Genomic DNA, 18342 nt, shown 5'->3' on the forward strand with positions numbered 1-18342 from the left:
ATGAGCGACGAGACCGATCTGGCGGCTCGGGTGCTGAAGCTGGTCGGCGACGGTGTCGAGGCGGAGGTGGTGGTCGAGCGGGGCGCGCTGTCGCTGACCCGGTTCGCCAACTCCTACATCCACCAGAACGTCGCCGACGAGACCACGACGGTGCGGCTCAGGCTGCACGCCGACGGCAGGACCGCGACCGCGTCCAGCACGGTCGTCGACGGGGTGGAGGACTTCGTGCGTCGCACGGTGGCCTCGATGCGTCTCGCCCCGGCCGACCCGACCTGGCCCGGTCTCGCACCGCACGATGCACCGCCGGCCGGCGGCAACTTCGACGAGGCGACGGCGGCGGCCGCGCCGGACGAGCGGGCGGCCAGGGTGCGGGCCTTCGTCGACCAGGCGCGAGGGCTGGAGGTCGCCGGCTACTGCCGCACCTCGGCGACCCGCGTCGTCTACCTCAACTCGGCCGGGCAGCAGCTGACCGGCGGGCGGACCAGCGCGGCAATGGACGGCATCGCGCGGACCGCCAGCTCCGACGGGCTCGCCAGGCTGGCCTCGACCCGGCTCGCCGACCTCGACGGCGCGGTGCTCGGGGCGCGGGCGGCGGCGAAGGCGAGGGCCGGCGCGGACCCGGTGGAGCTGCCGCCGGGGCACTACGAGGTGGTCCTGGAGCCGACCGCGGTCGCGGACGTGCTGCAGATGCTCGCCGTGTACGGGTTCAACGCGAAGATGCTGCAGGACCGGCAGTCGTTCCTGGAGCTGGGCGCGGCGCAGTTCGACCCCGCGGTGACGCTGGTCGACGACGCGACGGCGGCGGACTCGACGGCGCTGCCGTTCGACGTGGAGGGCACCCCGCGGCAGCGGGTGGTGCTGGTCGACGCGGGCGTGTCGAGCGCCGTGGTGCACGACCGCCGGACCGCGGCGAAGTCGCAGACCACCTCGACCGGGCACGCGATCCCCGGCGGGGCCAGCTTCGGCGCGGTGCCGGCCAGCCTGCGGCTGCTCGCGCACGACGGGCCGGCCCCGGTCGAGGTCGACGGCCCGGCCGCCGACTCGGGGGTGGCCGCGCTGGTCGGTGGCGTGCGGCGGGGGCTGCTGGTGACCGACAACCACTACACCCGGGTGCTGGACCCGCGCACGCTGGTCGTGACCGGCCTGACCCGCAACGGGGTGTGGCTCATCGAGGACGGCGTGGTGACCACGCCGGTGCGCAACTTCCGGTTCACGCAGTCGTATGCGCAGGCCCTGGCGCCCGGCGCGGTGCTCGGTGTCGGACCGCGCGGGGTCGAGCTGCCGGGGGCCTGGTCGGAGTCCGGCGCGATCGCCCCGGCGCTGCGTCTCGCCTCGTGGAACTACACCGGTGGCGCGTCTGGGTGAGGGCGATCACCAGGCCGGGTGGAGCCGCGCGTAACGTGTGCACCGACCACAGATCGGTACATCGGCCCGTCCCTCGCGCCAACAGGGAGCATTCACCATGACGACCACGCCGGCCAGGCTTCGGTCAGCCTCGGGCGCGGGGCCCCGCGCAGCGATCAGCGAGAAAACGTTGCGGACGGACCGGTGGTGGCTGCAGCCACTGCTGGTGTTCCTCGGTCTCGGGGCCTTCGTGGTCTACGGCCTGGTCCGCGCCATCATGAACAAGTACTACTGGGCGAGCGCCGAGCACTACCTGGCGCCGTTCTACTCCCCCTGCCTGACGAAGAGCTGCGTCGAGGGGTCGAGCCACTTCCTCGGCCAGCCGATCCCGCAGCTGCCGTCGTGGCTGTCACCGGCGATGATCATCCTGGTGCTGCCCGGCGGGTTCCGGCTGACCTGCTACTACTACCGCAAGGCGTACTACCGCTCGTTCTGGTTGTCGCCGCCGGCGTGCGCGGTCCCGGACGGTCACAAGACCTACTCCGGTGAGACCCGCTTCCCGCTGATCTTCCAGAACATCCACCGATACTTCTTCTACGCCGCGATCCTGGTCGGCTCGGTCCTGACGTACGACGCGGTCCTCGCCTGGCACGGCAAGGACGGCGGCGTCGGCATGGGGCTCGGCACGCTGATCCTCGCCGTCAACGCGGTGCTGATCTGGGCGTACACGCTTGGCTGCCACTCCTGCCGCAACATCATCGGCGGGCGGCTCAAGCACTTCTCGAAGCACCCGGTGCGGTATCGCGCGTGGGGCCTCGTGTCGAAGCTCAACGCCAAGCACCAGCAGTTCGCCTGGGCCTCGCTCTTCTCGGTGATCATCGCCGACGCCTACGTCATGGCGGTCTCGGCCGAGTGGATCACCGACTTCCGGTTCTTCAACTGAGGACACAACCCATGACCAACATCGAGCGACACACGTACGACGTCGTGGTCATCGGCGCCGGTGGCGCCGGGCTGCGCGCCGCGATCGAGGCTCGGCTCGCCGGCAAGAAGACCGCCATCATCTCCAAGTCGTTGTTCGGCAAGGCGCACACCGTCATGGCCGAGGGCGGCGCCGCCGCGGCGATGGGCAACGTCAACTCGAAGGACAACTGGCAGGTCCACTTCCGCGACACGATGCGCGGCGGGAAGTTCCTCAACAACTTCCGGATGGCGGAGCTGCACGCCAAGGAGGCCCCCAGCCGCATCTGGGAGCTGGAGACCTACGGCGCGCTGTTCGACCGCACCAAGGACGGCAAGATCAGCCAGCGCAACTTCGGCGGTCACGAGTACCCACGGCTCGCACACGTCGGTGACCGCACCGGCCTGGAGCTGATCCGCACCCTGCAGCAGAAGATCGTGTCGCTGCAGCAGGAGGACTTCGCCGAGCACGGCGACTACGAGGCCCGGATCCGGGTCTTCCAGGAGTGCACGATCACGGAGCTGTTCGTCGAGGACGGCGCGGTGTCCGGCGCGTTCGGGTACTACCGCGAGTCGGGCGACTTCGTGCTGTTCGAGAGCGCCGCGATCGTGCTCGCCACGGGCGGTGTCGGCAAGTCCTACAAGGTGACCTCGAACTCCTGGGAGTACACCGGCGACGGGCACGCCCTCGCGCTGCGCACCGGCGCGACGCTGATCAACATGGAGTTCCTGCAGTTCCACCCGACCGGCATGGTCTGGCCGCCGTCGGTGAAGGGCATCCTGGTCACCGAGTCGGTCCGCGGTGACGGCGGCGTGCTGCGCAACACCGAGGGCAAGCGGTTCATGTTCGACTACGTCCCCGACGTCTTCCGCAAGCAGTACGCGGAGACCGAGGAGGAGGCCGACCGCTGGTACTCCGACCCGGACAACAACCGGCGCCCCCCGGAGCTGCTGCCCCGTGACGAGGTCGCCCGCGCGATCAACAGCGAGGTCAAGGCGGGCCGCGGCACGAAGGCGGGCGGCGTGCTGCTCGACATCGCCAGCCGGCTGCCGGCCGAGCAGATCCGCAAGCGACTGCCGTCGATGTATCACCAGTTCAAGGAGCTGGCCGACGTCGACATCACGGCCGCTCCGATGGAGGTCGGGCCGACCTGCCACTACGTGATGGGTGGCATCGAGGTCGACGCCGACACGACCGCCGCCGCGGTGGCCGGGCTGTTCGCGGCCGGCGAGGTGTCCGGCGGCATGCACGGCTCCAACCGGCTCGGCGGCAACTCGCTGTCCGACCTGCTGGTCTTCGGCAAGCGGGCCGGCGAGCACGCGGCCGCGCACGCCGAGAAGATCGGCCGGCGCAAGCCGTCCGCCGCGGCCGTCGAGGCGGCCGTCGACACGGCGCTCGCGCCCCTCGCCCGCGCGGACGCCGGGGAGAACCCGTACACCCTGCACCACGAGCTGCAGGAGATCATGGGCGTCCTGGTCGGCATCATCCGGCGCGACGGGGAGCTGCGGGAGTCGATCACGCGGCTGGCCGAGCTCAAGGAGCGGGTCAAGAAGGTCGGCGTGAGCGGCGGGCGGAAGTACAACCCGGGCTGGCACCTCGCGCTGGACCTGCGCAACATGCTCGTGGTGTCCGAGTGCACCGCGAAGGCGGCCCTCGAGCGCACCGAGTCGCGCGGCGGGCACACCCGCGAGGACTTCCCGAAGATGGACCCGAAGTGGCGCAAGGTGAACCTGGTCTGCTCGCTCGACGGTGAGGACGTGCGCCTCGAGCACCAGCCGCTGCCGGTGATGCGTCCCGAACTGCAGGGCCTGTTCGAGCAGACCGAGCTCGCCAAGTACATGACCGACGAGGAGCTGTGATGGGCACCAAACGCCACTTCCGCGTCTGGCGCGGCGACGACACCGGCGGCTCGCTGGAGGACTTCCAGGTCGAGGTCAACGAGGGCGAGGTCGTGCTCGACGTCATCCACCGGCTGCAGGCCACCCAGACCCCCGACCTGGCCGTGCGGTGGAACTGCAAGGCCGGCAAGTGCGGCTCCTGCTCGATGGAGATCAACGGCAAGCCGCGGCTGGGCTGCATGACCCGGATGTCGACGTTCAACGAGACGGAGACCGTCACGGTCACGCCGCTGCGGACGTTCCCGGTGATCCGCGACCTGGTCACCAACGTCAACTTCAACTACCAGAAGGCCCGCGAGCTGCCCGCGTTCGCCCCACCGGCGGGTGTCGCACCCGGTGAGTACCGGATGCAGCAGGTCGACGTGGAGCGCTCGCAGGAGTTCCGCAAGTGCATCGAGTGCTTCCTGTGCCAGAACGTGTGCCACGTCATCCGTGACCACGAGGAGAACAAGCACGCGTTCTCCGGCCCCCGGTTCTTCATCCGGGCCGCCGAGCTGGACATGCACCCGCTCGACGCCCGCGACGACCGCAAGGAGCTCGCGCAGGCCGAGCAGGGTCTGGGCTACTGCAACATCACCAAGTGCTGCACCGAGGTCTGCCCCGAGCACATCAAAATCACTGACAATGCGATCATCCCGATGAAGGAACGTGTTGTCGATCGGAGGTACGACCCGGTGACCTGGCTCGGACGCAAGATCTTCCGTCGTGACCAGCTGGACGAGCAGCCCGTGTCGGCGAGCCCGAAGCCCGCGGCCGCGGCCGCCGACTCCGGCAGCAACTGGCACCAGGAAGGCCCCGTGCCGCAGGAGGCGCCCGTCGGCGCCGACGGCAAGCTCGTGGTCGCGGAGCTCACGCTGGACCGGGCCGCGGCCGGCTCGCCGTTCGGCGACGACCAGGTGTTCCCGCTGCCGCCGGAGCAGCTGCGCTACCAGCATCCGTCGCCCCCGACCGGGGACGGCCACTAGCAACCAGCCCGTCAGGCTGCAGGGCGCCCCTCTGGCTGGAGGGGCGCCTTTTGCATGGCCTCTGTGGCTGGAGGGGCGCCTCTTTCATGGCCTTTGGCCAGAGGGGCGCCTCTTGCATGGCCTTTGGCTAGAGGGGCGCTTTTTGCATGGCCTTCGCGTAACGGTCCGTGACCGCCGACTGGACCAGCTTCGCCACGGGACCGCCGAGCCGGACCCACCACTTCGCCGGCCGGCTGAACGCCCTGATCTCGAACCACACCTCGCCGCCCGGCTCCACGCTCAGCAGGAACGACTCCTCGCCGGTCTCCACGTGGCCGGGCAGGGTGCCGAAGCCGAACCCGTAGCGCTCGGGCTCCTCGACGACCCACACGATCAGGCACGGCACCCACAGCCGCAGCGGGCCGACACCGATCCCCGTGGAGAACCGCCCGCCGAGCGCGACCCGGTCCGCGTCGCTGCGCAGCCTCAGCCCCGCACCGCGCTGGGGCTCCCAGCGGGCCAGGGCGGCCGCTGCGGCGGTGAAGGCCTCGTGCCCTTGCCCGACCCTCACCCGTCGCCGCACGTGGTGGTAGCCGGGCGGCAGGGGGCCTTCACGGGTCGCCCCGACCTCGGGGTAGGTGACGGTCACGCCGTCGAAGGTAGCAACGGCTGGAGCGCGACCACGATCGGCGCGTCGGCCGGCAGCCAGGGCACCGAGTCGAGCTCGTCGCCGGCCAGCCATCTGATGTCGCTGTGTTCCAGGGGTACGGGCACCGCCCCGTTCACCAGCCGCGCGACGTAGACCTTGAGAATCGCGGCGCCATCGAGCATCGTGATGTCATCCCCGACGCGGGCACCCACCTCGACGTCCACCCCGAGCTCCTCCTGGCACTCCCGGATCAACGCCTGCACCTCCGTCTCCCCCGGGTCCACCTTCCCTCCAGGAAACTCCCATCTACCGGCCATTTCGGGCGGTAAGGCGCGCTCGCAGGCCAGGACGCGACCATCCGAGATGATCGCGGCTCCGACGATGATCCTTGGCATCAACCGTTCGGTCTGCACGGGCAACCAGGGTGCCAGATCCAAATGAAGTTCCGGTGGCCCCCTCTGCCCTGTTGTTCACCAGACGAGGGAAATGTGGCCGTGGACAGATCCACCAGTCGCACAGGAGACTTGCAGTCACCGTTGATGACGGGCAGGCTTCGAAACGGCCACAAGCCGGCAACGATGCCGCGGGAGGGTAGGTCGTAATGCGGGCCAGGCGGAGTGCACAGCACCGTGACTATCTCAGCGATGCGCTGGACTTATTGCAAGGCTGGACGCACGACGGCGAGGAGATCCGCCGGACGCTGCATCTGGACGATTCCCAGCATGCGGCACTCACTGAGCGTATGAAGATCGTCGCCGACGCCCTCCAGGTGCGGCCGGACGTGCGCCGCCTCGACGGCCGCACCCAGATCCGCCTCCGGGTCCCGGGCGTGACGGACCTGTCGCCCGGCGAGGTCACCCTGGCCGCCCGCATCGAGGACCTCTACCGCACCATCATCGCCGGCGCCGCCTGAGCGCCAGCGCGCGATCACCCATCGTTACAATGCCGGCCGTGACCGCGCTGCCCGAGTGGATGTACGCACCTCGCATCGAGGGCTGGCATGCCGACGACCTCGACCATCTTCTCGAGGCACCGCCGCACACCGAGATGCTGCATGGCGCGTTCGTGTTCAGGCTGTTCCCTCCACCGGCCGGGAACGACCGGCTCGTCGACGCCCTGGCGCATGCACTGACGGGCCAGGCGCCGGCAGGGGTCGAGATCGCGCGGGAGACGGCCATCCGGCTCGACACGCGCAACCGATTCGAGTCCGACCTGCTCGCCACGGCGGTGGCGCACGACCCGAGCCGCACGTTCTTCACACCGGAACAGGTGCTGCTGGTCGTCGAGGTCGTCTCGCCGGAGTCCGCATACCGTGACCGGATGGTGAAGCCGCGCAAGTATGCGGAGGCCGGCGTCGCGCACTACTGGCGCGTCGAGGAAGAGGACTCCTCACCGGTCGTGCACGCTTACGAGCTCGACGAACCCACCCGGCAGTACGTGCCGACCGGCATCCACAGCGGCGAGTTGCACACCACCAGGCCGTTCGAGATCACGCTCGACCTGAACGGCCTGGGCCGCCCTAGACGTTGAAGCGGAACTCGACCACGTCGCCGTCCTGCATGGTGTAGTCCTTGCCCTCGATGCGGACCTTGCCGGCGGCCTTGGCGGCGTTCTGCGACCCGGCGGTCATCAGGTCGTCGAAGCTGACCACCTCGGCCTTGATGAAGCCGCGCTGGAAGTCCGAGTGGATGACGCCCGCGGCCTCGGGGGCGGTCGCGCCGATCGGGATCGTCCAGGCGCGCGTCTCCTTCGGGCCGGCGGTCAGATACGTCTGCAGCCCCAGCGTGCGGAACCCGACCCGGATCAGCTGGTGCAGGCCCGGCTCCGGCTGGCCGATCGAGGCGAGCAGCTCCAGGGCCTCCTCCTCGTCCAGGTCCGTGAGCTCCGACTCGATCTTGGCGTCCAGGAAGATCGCCTCGGCGGGGGCGACCAGCGCGCGCAGCTCGTCCAGGAAGGCGGGGTCGGCGAGGCCGGCCTCGTCGACGTTGAAGACGTAGAGGAACGGCTTGGCGGTGAGCAGGTGCAGCTCCTGCAGGTCCGCGACGTCGATGCCGGCCTTGGCGGCACCGGAGTAGAGCGTGGTGCCGCCGTTGAGCAGCTCGCCCGCGGCCTTCGCGGCGGCGGCGATCCCGGCGCGCTGCTTCTGGACCTTCGCCTCCTTCTCCAGGCGGGGCAGGGCCTTCTCGATCGTCTGGAGGTCGGCGAGGATCAGCTCGGTGTTGATGGTCTCGATGTCGTCGGACGGGGAGACCTTGCCGTCGACGTGGACCACGTTGGGGTCGGCGAAGGCGCGCACGACCTGGCAGATCGCGGAGGCGTCGCGGATGTTGGCGAGGAACGCGTTGCCGCGGCCCTGGCCCTTGGACGCGCCGCGCACGAGGCCCGCGATGTCGACGAAGGACACCGGCGCCGGGATGATCTTCACCGAGCTGTGCAGCTCGGCGAGGCGCCCCAGCCTCGTGTCGGGCAGGCCGACGACGCCGACGTTGGGCTCGATCGTCGCGAACGGGTAGTTCGCGGCGAGCGCGTCGCCCTTGGTGAGCGCGTTGAACAGGGTGCTCTTGCCGACGTTGGGCAGGCCGACGATCCCGATGCTGAGTGCCACGGGTAAAAGCTACAGGTCAACCTCGACCCAGACCGCACCGTGGTCGGACGCGGCGTGCCGGGCGCTGGTGATCTCGGGATACGCGTCCCACAGCCGCGGCCGTTTCACGTTGGACGGCGTGCCCCACAGGCCGCGCCGGAAGACGCCGCCGTCGGTGACCCGCGCCGCGAGCTCGGGCGACAGCAGGATGTAGTCCAGGCGATTGCCGATCGTGCACGACTGGAAGCTGCCGGGCCGCTCGTGGTCGTGGTCGAGCGGGTCGAACAGGCCGGAGAACGCCGCCAGGGAATACGCGTCGACCAGCGGCGAGTCGGGGCCGAGCAGCGGCCGCAGCGACGCGTGGTCGGGGCGCTTGTTGAAGTCCCCGACCACCGCGACGAACTCGGCGCCGGCGAGCCGGAGCCGGTCGTAGATCGCGCGGACCTCGGTCGCCTGGCGGGTCCGGAGCGGGTCGGGGTCGCCGCTGGTGAAGGACTGGCTCTTGAGGTGGTTCAGCACCAGGTGCAGCTCGGCGCCGGTCGGCAGGAGCAGCCGGTACACCGGGCAGTCACGGCTGAACAGGCGCCGGTCGGATCCCGGGTCGGGCACGTCGACGTGGCTGCGGACCCAGTCGATCTCGATGCCGGCCACGCAGAAGAGGCCGACGTCGATGCCACGCGGGTCGTTGCCGTCCACGAGCATGGCGTGGGCGTACCGGCGGCCGAGCAGTTCGTCGTTGAACTTCACCAGCGACGGGCGGCTCTCGGCCTCCACGACGCAGAGCACGTCGGCGGCGACGTCGGCGACCACCCTGGCGGTCATCCGGGTGGCGACCTCGTCGACGGGGTCGACGATGAGGTCGACCCAGCCGTTCCAGGACGCCCGGCCGGTGGCGACGATCCTGGGTTCGGCGTCGGCGGGTGCGGCCAGGAAGTCGCCCCGGTTCTCCCGGAGCACCGCGAACGCGTCGCCGAACAGGTCGGGGTTGGCGCGCCGGCCGGCCCCGGTCCGGACGAACACCCGCAGGGTCTCCAGGGCGGCGAGCATGGCGGCCTTGTCCTCGTCGGAGTAGACCGGGTGGGCCGCGATCCGGTTGAACTCCTCATACGCCGACAGCGCCGGCTGTCCCTTCGCCGGGTCCGCCGGGTCGAGGGCCCGGGCCCGGGCGAACAGGTTCTCCACGTTGTACGTCGCCAGCCGCATGACTACGGACCGTAGCAACGACCTCGCGGATGTACAGTCGGCAACCCGCCTCAGGACATGGTGATCCCGGCGCCCGCGGTCAGCGCCGCGAATGCCCGCGCGGCCCGGCCGAAGCCCGTGGGCCCGGTCCTGGCCGGGTCGGCGGGGTCGGCCAGGTGCGGTTCGAGGGACGCGAATCCGGTCCAGCCGTCGTCGCGCAGCGTCGTCACGGTCTGCGGCAGCTCGCCGTCGCCCTCCCCGGCCGGCACGACCGCGCCGTCGGCGAACCGGGCGTCCTTGACCTGGAGGTACTCCAGATACGGCCGCAGCATCGCGTAGCCGTCGCTGAACGGGCGGACGCCGACCTGCACGAAGTTGGCGTTGTCCCAGGCCACCCGCAGTGCCGGCGAGCCGACGGACTCGATCAGGTCCAGCACGCGCGCCGGCACGTCGCCGTAGATGTCCTTCTCGTTCTCGTGGACCAGCACCACCTGCTCGCGTTCGGCCAGGTCGGCGAACGCCCGCAGGCGCCGCAGGACGGTGTCGCGGGTCGCCGCCACGTCCACGCCGGGCGGCCGGTAGAACGAGAAGAGCCGCACGTATCGGCTCTCCAGGCGCTGCGCGAGCGTGATGACCGCGCGGAGCCGGGCCAGCTCCACCTCCGCGTCGCCGTAGACGTCGGTCTTGCCGATCGGGGACGCGACCGCCGACACCGCCATCCCGCGGTCCGTGAGCACCGTGGCCAGGCGCGTGGTCAGGTCCGCGTCGAAGTCGGCCACGTTCACCCCCCAGGCGCTGCGGACCTCGACGTGCGAGGCGCCCAGCGCCTGCAGCACCGCCAGCTGCACGCGTGGATCATCGTCGATCTCGTCGCCGAACCCGGACAGTACCCACTCAACCATGGCGAACAGTATTCACCGGCTAGTCTGTCCAGTCGTGGAGGAAGACGCCGTCGCCCGGGCGGCCGTGCCCGGCACCGTCCGTGGCATGGTCGCGCAGCTGGCGACGCTCGGCCTGCCGACCGGCGCGACCGTCATCGTCCATTCGTCGTTGTCGCAGCTCGGCTGGGTCGCCGGCGGCCCGCAGGCGGTCGTGACGGCGCTGCTGGAGGCGGTCGGGCCGGCCGGCACGCTGGTCATGCCGACGCACTCACGGCAGCTCACCGAGCCGGCCGACTGGGGCAACCCGGCCGTGCCGCAGTCCTGGTGGGACGTCATCCGCAGCGAGACACCGGCCTTCGACCCGCGGACCACCCCAACCTATTTCATGGGTGCCGTCGTCGAGTGTTTCCGCCGTTTTCCGGGGGTACTGCGCAGCGACCACCCGACGGTCTCGTTCGCCGCGTGCGGGCCGGATGCCGGGCGCATCACCGCGGGCCACACGCTGCACGACGGTCTCGGGGAGGGCTCACCCCTCGCGCGGCTCTACGAGGCGGACGCGTGGGTGCTGCTGCTGGGCGTCGGGCACGACAACAACACGTCGCTGCACCTGGCGGAGTACCGGGCCGCGCTGCCGGCGGAGAAGCCGCGGCTGCGGCAGGGCTCGCCGGTGCTGGTCGACGGCGAGCGGCGCTGGGTCGAGTACACGGAGCTGGCCGACGACACGTCGCTGTTCGAGCCGCTCGGCAAGGATTTCGCGGCGATCACGGGGCTGGAGCGGGTCGGGCCGGTCGGTTCCGGCACGGCGCGCCTGATGCGCCAGCGCGCCCTGGTCGACTTCGGCGCGATGTGGCTGTCCCGGCGCTTCTCGTCGTGACCCCTCCATGATCCGGAAGACCCCGTGCACCTCTGGGGTGCTCAAGGTCCTCCGGATCATGACTTCAGGGGTCAGGCCTGGGCGAGGGGGTTCGTGGTCGGGTCGTCGTAGCGGACCGTCTCGAACGTGCCGTCGCCGTCGGTGTCGGTGACCGTCACGTCGCTGTCGCCGTCCGCGTCGGTGTCCTGGGAGATGGAGTCCGCGACGCCGTCGAAGTTCTCGTCCTTGACGTCGGTGTCGATGACGCCGTCGCCGTCGGTGTCGGCGACCACGCGGTCGATGATGCCGTCGCCGTTGGAGTCCAGCGACGCGACGTCGATGACGCCGTCGCCGTCGGTGTCGGTGAGCACGGCGTCGAACGTGCCGTCGCCGTCGAGGTCGACCATCCTGGTCTCGAGCGTGCCGTCGTTGTCGGTGTCGACCGCGATCTCCTCGAGCTGACCGTCGTTGTCCTTGTCGTACCCGGCCGCCTCGGCGTCACCGTCGTGGTCGACGTCGACGGCGTAGATGGTCGAGCCGTCCTGGCCCTGCAGCGTGATGATCTCGGACTCGCCGTAGCCGGCGTCGGCGCCCTGGTCGGCGTAGTCGGCCTCGCTGGTGCCTGCGGTCGCGTCGGTGTCGTAGTCGCTCATGGTGCTATCTCCATCTCGGCTGGGGGGCCGTTTGTTTCTCGCTGGTGGGACCAACTTAGACAACCCGCCGATCGGGTGAATCCCGCAAATGTGCCACTGACCGATCCTTGACACAGCCCCCGACACCGAGGTCCGAAAGCCGCCAGCCGAGGGGCCCACCTGCGAGGCAGGATAGGTGACATGGAACTGGACTTCGATACCTGCCGCAGGGCGGCGACCAGCCGCGACGCGCGGTTCGACGGGGTCTTCGTCACCGCGGTCAAGTCGACGAAGATCTATTGCCGGCCGTCCTGCCCGGCGATCGTGCCGAAGGCGGAGAACGTGCGCTTCCTGCCCACGGCGGCCGCGGCGCAGCGGGAGGGGTTCCGGGCCTGCCTGCGCTGCCGGCCGGACGCGGCACCCGGCTCGCCGGCCTGGGACGTGCGCGGTGACGTGGTCGGCCGGGCGATGCGCCTGATCGCCGACGGGGTCGTCGACCGCGACGGCGTGCCGGGGCTGGCCGGGCGGCTCGGGTACACCGAGCGCCACCTGCACCGCATGCTGACCTCGGAGGTCGGCGCGGGCCCCCTGGCACTGGCCCGGGCGCAGCGCGCGCAGACGGCGCGGGTGCTGATCGAGACGACCCGGCTCGGGCTCGCCGAGATCGCGTTCGCGGCCGGGTTCGGCAGCGTCCGCCAGTTCAACGACACGGTCCGCGAGATCTACGGCCGGACGCCGTCGGACCTGCGGGTGCGCCGCACGCAGCTCTCGCATGATCCCGCGCAGGACCCGGGGGTGGTGTCGGTGCGGCTGCCGTTCCGCGCGCCGTTGCACGCCGAGGCGCTGCTGTCGTTTCTCGGGGACCGGGCGATCGACGGGATCGACGGGCTGGTCGGGGACTCGTACCAGCGCAACCTCCGCCTGCCGCACGGACCCGGGACGGCGGTCCTGCGGCCCGGGGACGGCCACGTCGCGGCCACGCTGCGCCTCGCGGACCTGCGCGACCTCGCGCCGGCGGTGGCCCGCTGCCGCCGGCTGTTCGACCTGGACGCCGACCCCGCGGCCGTCGACGCGGTGCTGGGCGAGGATCCGCTGCTGGCACCGGTCGTCCTGAAGGAGGCCGGGGTACGGGTACCGCGCGCGACCGACGGCTTCGAGATCGCCGTTCGTGCGGTGGTCGGGCAGCAGATCTCCGTCGCGGCCGCCCGGACCGTCCTGCGCAAGCTGGTCACCGGGTCGGTCTTCCCCTCGCCCGCCGAGCTGCTCGAACTGCCGGACTCCGCGTTCGCGATGCCGGTGGCGCGGCGGCACACGCTGCGCGCCCTGGCGACCTCGGTCGCCTCCGGCGAGCTGTACCTGGACGGGGGCGGCGACCGGGAGGAGACGACCGCCCGACTCAAGGAGGTGCCCGGCATCGGCGACTGGACCGCGCAGTACACGGCGATGCGCGCCCTCGGCGACCCCGACGCGTTCCTGCCGACCGACCTGGGGGTGCTGCGCGGCGCGCGGGCCCTCGGCCTGCCCGACGACCCCCGTTCGCTGGCCGCGCACGCCGAGCGCTGGCGACCCTGGCGTTCCTACGCCGTGATCCGACTCTGGAGGAGTTCCTGATGTTGTACTCGACCTCACCCACACCCGTAGGACCATTGACGATCGTCGTTGACGGCGATGGTGCGGTGCTGGCCAGCGGGTTCACTTCGGTTGCCGGGCTGGCGCCGTTTGTCGACGTCGCTTCGTTGCGCGAGGTCGCGGACGTCGGCGACGCGAGCAAGGCCGCGCTGTCCTACCTGGACGGTGACCTGCACGCGATCGACGACGTGGTCGTGCACCAGCGCGCGGGCGGCGCTTTCTTGACGCACGCCTGGGACGTGCTGCGCACCGTGCCCGCCGGAGCTCCCGTCACATACCGGGAGTTCGCGGCCCTTGCCGGTCGGCCGCCCGCGATCCGGGCGGCGGCACAGGCCTGCGCCCGCAACGCGGCGGCACTGTTCGTGCCGTGTCATCGGGTGCTGCGAACCGACGGCACGCTGGGCGGATTCCGCTGGGGGCTGCCCGTGAAGCAATGGCTGCTCGATCACGAGCATGCTGTCGTGTAATTGACAGTTTTACATTCCCCACCACGTGAATGGCGGGGTTCACGGGCGCGATCTACCGTGGACAGGTTCATTCGTGGGAGGATTCTTGTCACGCTGCGGATCTTTTTCGTTGCTGCGGGCTTGCATCATCGCGAACATCGCGTAGAAGAGGACCGATGACTGGCGGACGATGGAGTAGCCAGACCCGATTCACCGTCGTGCTTGTCGGGCTCGCCCTGGTCGCGCTGGGCGTGCTCACCACGATGCAGTTCCGCAGCACCGCCGGCGCCGCCGCCCTCGTGGCGGCCGGCGTCCTGGTCGGTCTCGCGGGACTGTCCGGCGGCACGATCGTGGTCCGCTCCGCCGACCGCGAGGAGCGGCTCGCCTCCGCCGGCAAGGCCCAGCTCGAAGGCGACGCCGAGGGCGCGTATGACCGCTTCGTGCAGCTCATCCGCGGTCACGCCCCGCAGGCCATCGCGTATCACGAGGGGGCGAACGCCGCGCTGTACGAGGCGGCCGGGCGCGAGGGGCAGAAACTCCAGCCCGTCTTCGGCTACTTCCTCGGCCCGATCGCCATGTCCGAGTCGCACATCATCGTCGACATCCGGGCCGGCACCGGCTTCTCCATCGCCCGCATGCAGAGCACCTATCAGGCGCTGCTGGTCGGGCAGACCGCCGCGTTCCAGGCGGCGCTGGTCATCGTCAACGCCTCACCGGACGACTCGATCCTGAGCTCGGTGCGGCAGCTGAGCATCGCCCTGGACCGGCCCGTGATCGCGGTCGCGTGGCGGATCGGCGATCACAGCGACGGCATCTCCGACGCGATCGTCTCCCTCAAGCGGGAGCTGCGCCGCCGCGGTCTCGAGTCGCCGATCGAGGTGCCCGAGGTCGTGCTGTCGCCGGCCGCTTCCTCGGGACCGGCGGTCGCTGAGCCGGTGGATCGGTTCGTGCCCGAACGGTTCTCGCCGGACTCGTTCGAGCCGGAGCCCGACCCGTACGTGGACGACGAGATCTTCGAACCCCAGCCGGTGCGGATCCCGACCCGGGCTCCGCAGCCCGCCCCGCCCGCGCCGCCGCGACCGCCGGTCATGCGGCCGCCGGCGCCCGGTCCCGCGTTCGGTGCGGCGGCCGCCGCCCCCGTCTTCGGACCCGCCACCTCGTCGATCCCGGCGCAGCGGGAGCTGCACGCCAGGCCCGAACCGGAGCCGGATCCGACCGAGTGGCCGACCCCGGAGCCGCGCCGCCGCCCCTCCCCCGCCCCGCGTGTCTACGACGACTCCGCGACCTGGCAGCGGGCGACCGACCTGCACTGGCGCGGCCAGCTGCAGGAGGCGAAGGAGGCCTACGGCGAGATCGTCGACGCCCGCGCGCACGCCCTCGGCTGGGACCACCCCGACACCCTCACCGCGCGCGACCAGCACGCCACCGTGCTGCGCGACCTCGACCGGCTCGCCGAGGCGCTCGTCGAGTGCGACGAGGTCCTCACCGCCCGGATGCGCATCCTCGGCGAGGACCACCCCGACACGCTGACCAGCCGCAGCCACCTCGCCACGATCTACCACCAGCTCGGCGACCTGACCCGCTCCGAGGGTGAGCACCAGCGGGTCCTCGAGGCGCGGACCAGGGTCCTGGGCAGCAACCACCAGGAGACGCTGATCTCGCGGAGCAACCTCGCCAAGGTGTATCAGGACATGGGCGAGCTCGACCGGGCGATCGACGAGCACAGCACGGTCATGCGGGCGCGGGCCCGGCTGCTCGGCGCCGAACACCGCGACACGCTGATGAGCCGGAGCCTCCTCGCCTCGGCGCTGCATCACGCGGGGCGGCTGCCGGAGGCCGAGTCGGAGCACCGGGCGGTGCTGGGGAGCCGGTTGCACCTGCTGGGGCCGGTGCACCTGGACACCGCGGTCTCGCGGCACCGGCTGGCCAGCGTGCTGCATGACCTGGGGCGGCTCGACGAGGCCGTCACCGAGTACCGGGCGGCGCAGTCGGTGTACGCGCAGCTGCTGGGGCCGAGCAGCCCGTTCGCGCGGGCGGCGGCGTCGGATCTGGCGCTCGCGGAGCGGGCCTCGCGGGGGGCGCAGGGCAGCCGGTACTGAGGCCGCGCTGGTCGGGTCGTCGGGCCCGGTCGGTCGGGTCGTGCTCTAGACGTCGGGTCGTGCTTTGTAGGTCGGGTCGTGCTTTAGAAGTCGCCGCCCATGTCGCCCATGTCGCCTGCGTCGCCGAAGCCGGCGTCCATGCCGTCGCCACCGTCGTAGCCCTGGTCTGCGCCGGCGTCGTAGCCCTGGTCTGCGCCGGCGTCGTAGCCCTGGTCTGCGCCGGCGTCATAGCCTTGGTCGAAGCCGGCGTTGTAGCCCGCGTCGTAGCCGGCGTCGCCCCAGGACGGGCTGAACAGGGCGTCGAACACGAGCAGCGAACCGACCCCCCACGCGCCGGCGACCAGGGCCGTCTTCCACCACGGCTCCGAATACCAGCCCGCCGGCACACCCTTTCCGGCGACCTGGCCGCCCGGGTAGTAGTACGGCGTGGCGTCCCCCGGCTGCGGCCCGGCCCGGAACCGGTGCCCCTGCACGTCGACCTCGCGCTCCCTGGTGAGCTGCCCGGCGCGGGCCCCGGCGAGCGGCGGCAGGTCCGGCCCGGGGTCGATGCCGAGCGCCACCCGGGCCGCCCGCGCGTACGCGAGGCCTTCCAGCGCCGTCTCCCGGACCAGTTCGTACTGCTTCACCGAGGTCGAGCGCTCCAGCTGCGCACCGGCGGCCGTGTAGCGCTCCCCGGCGTCGGCGAGCGCCTGCCGGACCGCCGGGGCGTCGCCGCTGAGGTTCATCACCTGGCCACCGAGCCGCTCGTGCCAGCGCAGGGCGTCCTCACGGGCGTCGGCGAGCTCACGCTTCCTGCGCCTCGCGGCGAACACGGCGGCCGCTGCGACGGCGACGGCCACGAGCACCGCCAGGACGATCCAGGTTCCCATGGGTCCGACGGTACCCATTTTCTGTCACACCCCTCGTGCATGCTGATACCCGTGGAACTCCTGCTGATCCTCATCGGTCTGGCCGCCGGCATCGCGCTCGGCTGGTTCGCCGCGCGGTCACGCGCGGCCGTCGACGTGGCCAAGCTGGAGGCGACCCTGCAGGCGACCCGCGACGGTGAGGCCCGGCTCGAGTCGTCACTGCGCTCTTTGACCTATGAGGCCCGCGCCCAGACCCAGGACGCGGTCGCCGACGCCGTCGCCCCGCTGCACGACGCGCTGCTTCGCTACGAGCGCCGCGTCGCCGACCTGGAGCGCGACCGCGTCGGTGCCTACGAGTCGCTGCGCGAGCAGGTCCGCGCCATGCACGACGTCTCCGGTGAGCTGCGCACCGAGACCCGCCAGCTCGTGTCCGCCCTGCGCGCACCCCAGATCCGCGGCCGCTGGGGCGAGCACCAGCTGCGCCGCATCGTCGAGGCCGCCGGCATGCTGGAGCACTGCGACTTCGACGAGCAGGTCACCGCCACCACCGACAGCGGCGTCGTCCGCCCGGACCTCGTGGTCCGCCTGCACGGCGGCCGGCAGGTGGTCGTCGACGCCAAGGCCCCGTTCGAGGGTTACCTCAGCGCGATGGAGGCCCGCGACGAGGCCGGCCGCACCGCCCACCTGACCCAGCACGCGAAGCACCTCCGCGGCCACGTCGACGCCCTCGCCGCCAAGTCCTACTGGGCCGCGTTCGAGCCGGCACCCGAGTTCGTCGTGCTCTTCATGCCCGCCGACACGTTCCTGGACGCGGCCCTGCAGCACGACCCGGCCCTGCTCGAGCACGCCTTCACCCGCAACGTCGTCCTCGCCACCCCGGCCACGCTGATAGCCCTGCTCCGGACCATCGCCTACGCCTGGCGCCAGGAGTCCCTCGCCCACAACGCCCTCGCCGTCCACCAGACGGGCCGCGAGCTCTACGCCCGCCTCACCACGATGGGCGACCACTTCGCGAAGGTCGGCACCGCCCTGGGCACCGCGGTCTCCTCCTACAACAAGGCCGTCGGCTCCCTCGAGGCCCGCGTCCTGGTCAGCGCCCGCCGCCTGGCCGAACTCGGCATCAGCGCCGACGCCCTGCCCACCCCTTCCCAGGTCGAGCTCACCCCACGCCACCTCCAGTCCCAGGAACCCCTCGATCAGGACCCCCGCAAACGGGACCCCCTCGACCAGGATTCTCTCCAGCAGGAACCCCTCAAGCAGGACTCCCTCAGGCAGGACCCCCTCGAGTCCGAGTACGACGCCCTGCTGGCCGCCCTCCGCGAAGACCCACCCCACTGACCCCACCCGCCCTGCCCACCCTGCCCCGCCCCGCCTGCCTTGCCTGCCCGCCTT

General features: G+C 71.3%; 18 protein-coding genes. 11 read left to right on the plus strand and 7 right to left on the minus strand.

Annotated elements, in window-relative coordinates; genetic code table 11:
* The 4 genes from Dsi01nite_RS21620 (at position 1) to Dsi01nite_RS21635 (ending at position 5168) form a co-directional block, all read left to right on the plus strand.
* Positions 1-1365, plus strand: a complete 1365-nt coding sequence (locus tag Dsi01nite_RS21620; protein ID WP_203848032.1) for a TldD/PmbA family protein — start codon at positions 1-3, stop codon at positions 1363-1365.
* A 97-nt stretch (positions 1366-1462) separates the two neighbouring features.
* On the plus strand, positions 1463-2287 hold the full coding sequence (gene sdhC, locus Dsi01nite_RS21625; RefSeq protein WP_203848033.1) for a succinate dehydrogenase subunit SdhC: 825 nt from the start codon (positions 1463-1465) through the stop codon (positions 2285-2287).
* Between the two features lie 11 nt (positions 2288-2298).
* Positions 2299-4164, plus strand: a complete 1866-nt coding sequence (locus Dsi01nite_RS21630; protein ID WP_203848034.1) for a fumarate reductase/succinate dehydrogenase flavoprotein subunit — start codon at positions 2299-2301, stop codon at positions 4162-4164.
* Positions 4164-5168, plus strand: a complete 1005-nt coding sequence (locus tag Dsi01nite_RS21635; protein WP_203848035.1) for a succinate dehydrogenase/fumarate reductase iron-sulfur subunit — start codon at positions 4164-4166, stop codon at positions 5166-5168. Before Dsi01nite_RS21630 ends, Dsi01nite_RS21635 begins: the two co-directional genes overlap by 1 nt.
* A 127-nt stretch (positions 5169-5295) precedes the next feature.
* Here the strand turns inward: Dsi01nite_RS21635 and Dsi01nite_RS21640 are convergent, their stop codons facing one another.
* Positions 5296-5796 (minus strand): DUF1990 domain-containing protein, encoded by a 501-nt coding sequence (locus Dsi01nite_RS21640; RefSeq protein WP_239136064.1) that lies wholly within the window; start codon positions 5794-5796, stop codon positions 5296-5298.
* Positions 5793-6191 (minus strand): (deoxy)nucleoside triphosphate pyrophosphohydrolase, encoded by a 399-nt coding sequence (locus Dsi01nite_RS21645; RefSeq protein WP_203848048.1) that lies wholly within the window; start codon positions 6189-6191, stop codon positions 5793-5795. The genes Dsi01nite_RS21640 and Dsi01nite_RS21645 overlap by 4 nt, the downstream gene beginning before the upstream one ends.
* Before the next feature lie 206 nt (positions 6192-6397).
* On the opposite strand from Dsi01nite_RS21645, the gene Dsi01nite_RS21650 reads away from it, so the two are divergent.
* Together Dsi01nite_RS21650 and Dsi01nite_RS21655 are read left to right on the plus strand one after the other, a co-directional pair.
* Positions 6398-6709 (plus strand): 4a-hydroxytetrahydrobiopterin dehydratase, encoded by a 312-nt coding sequence (locus Dsi01nite_RS21650; protein ID WP_203848037.1) that lies wholly within the window; start codon positions 6398-6400, stop codon positions 6707-6709.
* A gap of 38 nt (positions 6710-6747) precedes the next feature.
* Entirely contained in the window at positions 6748-7326 is a 579-nt protein-coding gene (locus Dsi01nite_RS21655) for a Uma2 family endonuclease (RefSeq protein ID WP_203848038.1), read from the plus strand.
* Here the strand turns inward: Dsi01nite_RS21655 and ychF are convergent.
* The 3 genes from ychF to Dsi01nite_RS21670 are packed head-to-tail and all read right to left on the minus strand — an operon-like array spanning position 7316 to position 10464.
* Entirely contained in the window at positions 7316-8401 is a 1086-nt protein-coding gene (gene ychF / locus Dsi01nite_RS21660; protein ID WP_203848039.1) for a redox-regulated ATPase YchF, read from the minus strand. The genes Dsi01nite_RS21655 and ychF overlap by 11 nt on opposite strands.
* Before the next feature lie 9 nt (positions 8402-8410).
* Complete coding sequence (locus Dsi01nite_RS21665; RefSeq protein ID WP_203848040.1) at positions 8411-9583, minus strand: endonuclease/exonuclease/phosphatase family protein; 1173 nt, start codon at positions 9581-9583, stop codon at positions 8411-8413.
* Between the two features lie 50 nt (positions 9584-9633).
* Positions 9634-10464 (minus strand): sugar phosphate isomerase/epimerase family protein, encoded by an 831-nt coding sequence (locus Dsi01nite_RS21670; protein WP_203848041.1) that lies wholly within the window; start codon positions 10462-10464, stop codon positions 9634-9636.
* A 34-nt stretch (positions 10465-10498) separates the two neighbouring features.
* Here Dsi01nite_RS21670 and Dsi01nite_RS21675 point away from each other — a divergent pair, with 34 nt between their 5' ends.
* Positions 10499-11317 carry an AAC(3) family N-acetyltransferase gene (locus tag Dsi01nite_RS21675; RefSeq protein WP_239136065.1) on the plus strand — a complete coding sequence of 273 codons (819 nt, stop codon included), beginning with the start codon at positions 10499-10501 and terminating at the stop codon, positions 11315-11317.
* 71 nt (positions 11318-11388) lie between these two features.
* Here the strand turns inward: Dsi01nite_RS21675 and Dsi01nite_RS21680 are convergent, their stop codons facing one another.
* Positions 11389-11949 (minus strand): hypothetical protein, encoded by a 561-nt coding sequence (locus tag Dsi01nite_RS21680; protein WP_203848042.1) that lies wholly within the window; start codon positions 11947-11949, stop codon positions 11389-11391.
* Between the two features lie 180 nt (positions 11950-12129).
* Here Dsi01nite_RS21680 and Dsi01nite_RS21685 point away from each other — a divergent pair, with 180 nt between their 5' ends.
* The 3 genes from Dsi01nite_RS21685 (at position 12130) to Dsi01nite_RS21695 (ending at position 16102) form a co-directional block, all read left to right on the plus strand.
* A complete protein-coding gene (locus Dsi01nite_RS21685; RefSeq protein WP_203848043.1) occupies positions 12130-13539 on the plus strand; it encodes an AlkA N-terminal domain-containing protein in 1410 nt (469 codons plus the stop codon).
* Positions 13539-14024: a methylated-DNA--[protein]-cysteine S-methyltransferase gene (locus tag Dsi01nite_RS21690; protein WP_203848044.1), complete on the plus strand. Its 486-nt coding sequence runs from the start codon at positions 13539-13541 to the stop codon at positions 14022-14024. The genes Dsi01nite_RS21685 and Dsi01nite_RS21690 overlap by 1 nt, the downstream gene beginning before the upstream one ends.
* A 155-nt stretch (positions 14025-14179) precedes the next feature.
* Positions 14180-16102, plus strand: a complete 1923-nt coding sequence (locus Dsi01nite_RS21695; RefSeq protein WP_203848045.1) for a tetratricopeptide repeat protein — start codon at positions 14180-14182, stop codon at positions 16100-16102.
* Positions 16103-16185: 83 nt separating this feature from the next.
* Here Dsi01nite_RS21695 and Dsi01nite_RS21700 read toward each other — a convergent pair whose 3' ends face one another.
* Complete coding sequence (locus tag Dsi01nite_RS21700; protein WP_203848046.1) at positions 16186-16971, minus strand: FliH/SctL family protein; 786 nt, start codon at positions 16969-16971, stop codon at positions 16186-16188.
* Between the two features lie 39 nt (positions 16972-17010).
* Between Dsi01nite_RS21700 and Dsi01nite_RS21705 the strand changes: the two genes are divergently transcribed.
* Positions 17011-18288 (plus strand): DNA recombination protein RmuC, encoded by a 1278-nt coding sequence (locus Dsi01nite_RS21705; protein WP_203848047.1) that lies wholly within the window; start codon positions 17011-17013, stop codon positions 18286-18288.
* Positions 18289-18342 lie beyond the last annotated feature (54 nt).

It is taken from the genome of Dactylosporangium siamense (assembly GCF_016862795.1).
Classification (GTDB): Bacteria; Actinomycetota; Actinomycetes; order Mycobacteriales; family Micromonosporaceae; genus Dactylosporangium; species Dactylosporangium siamense.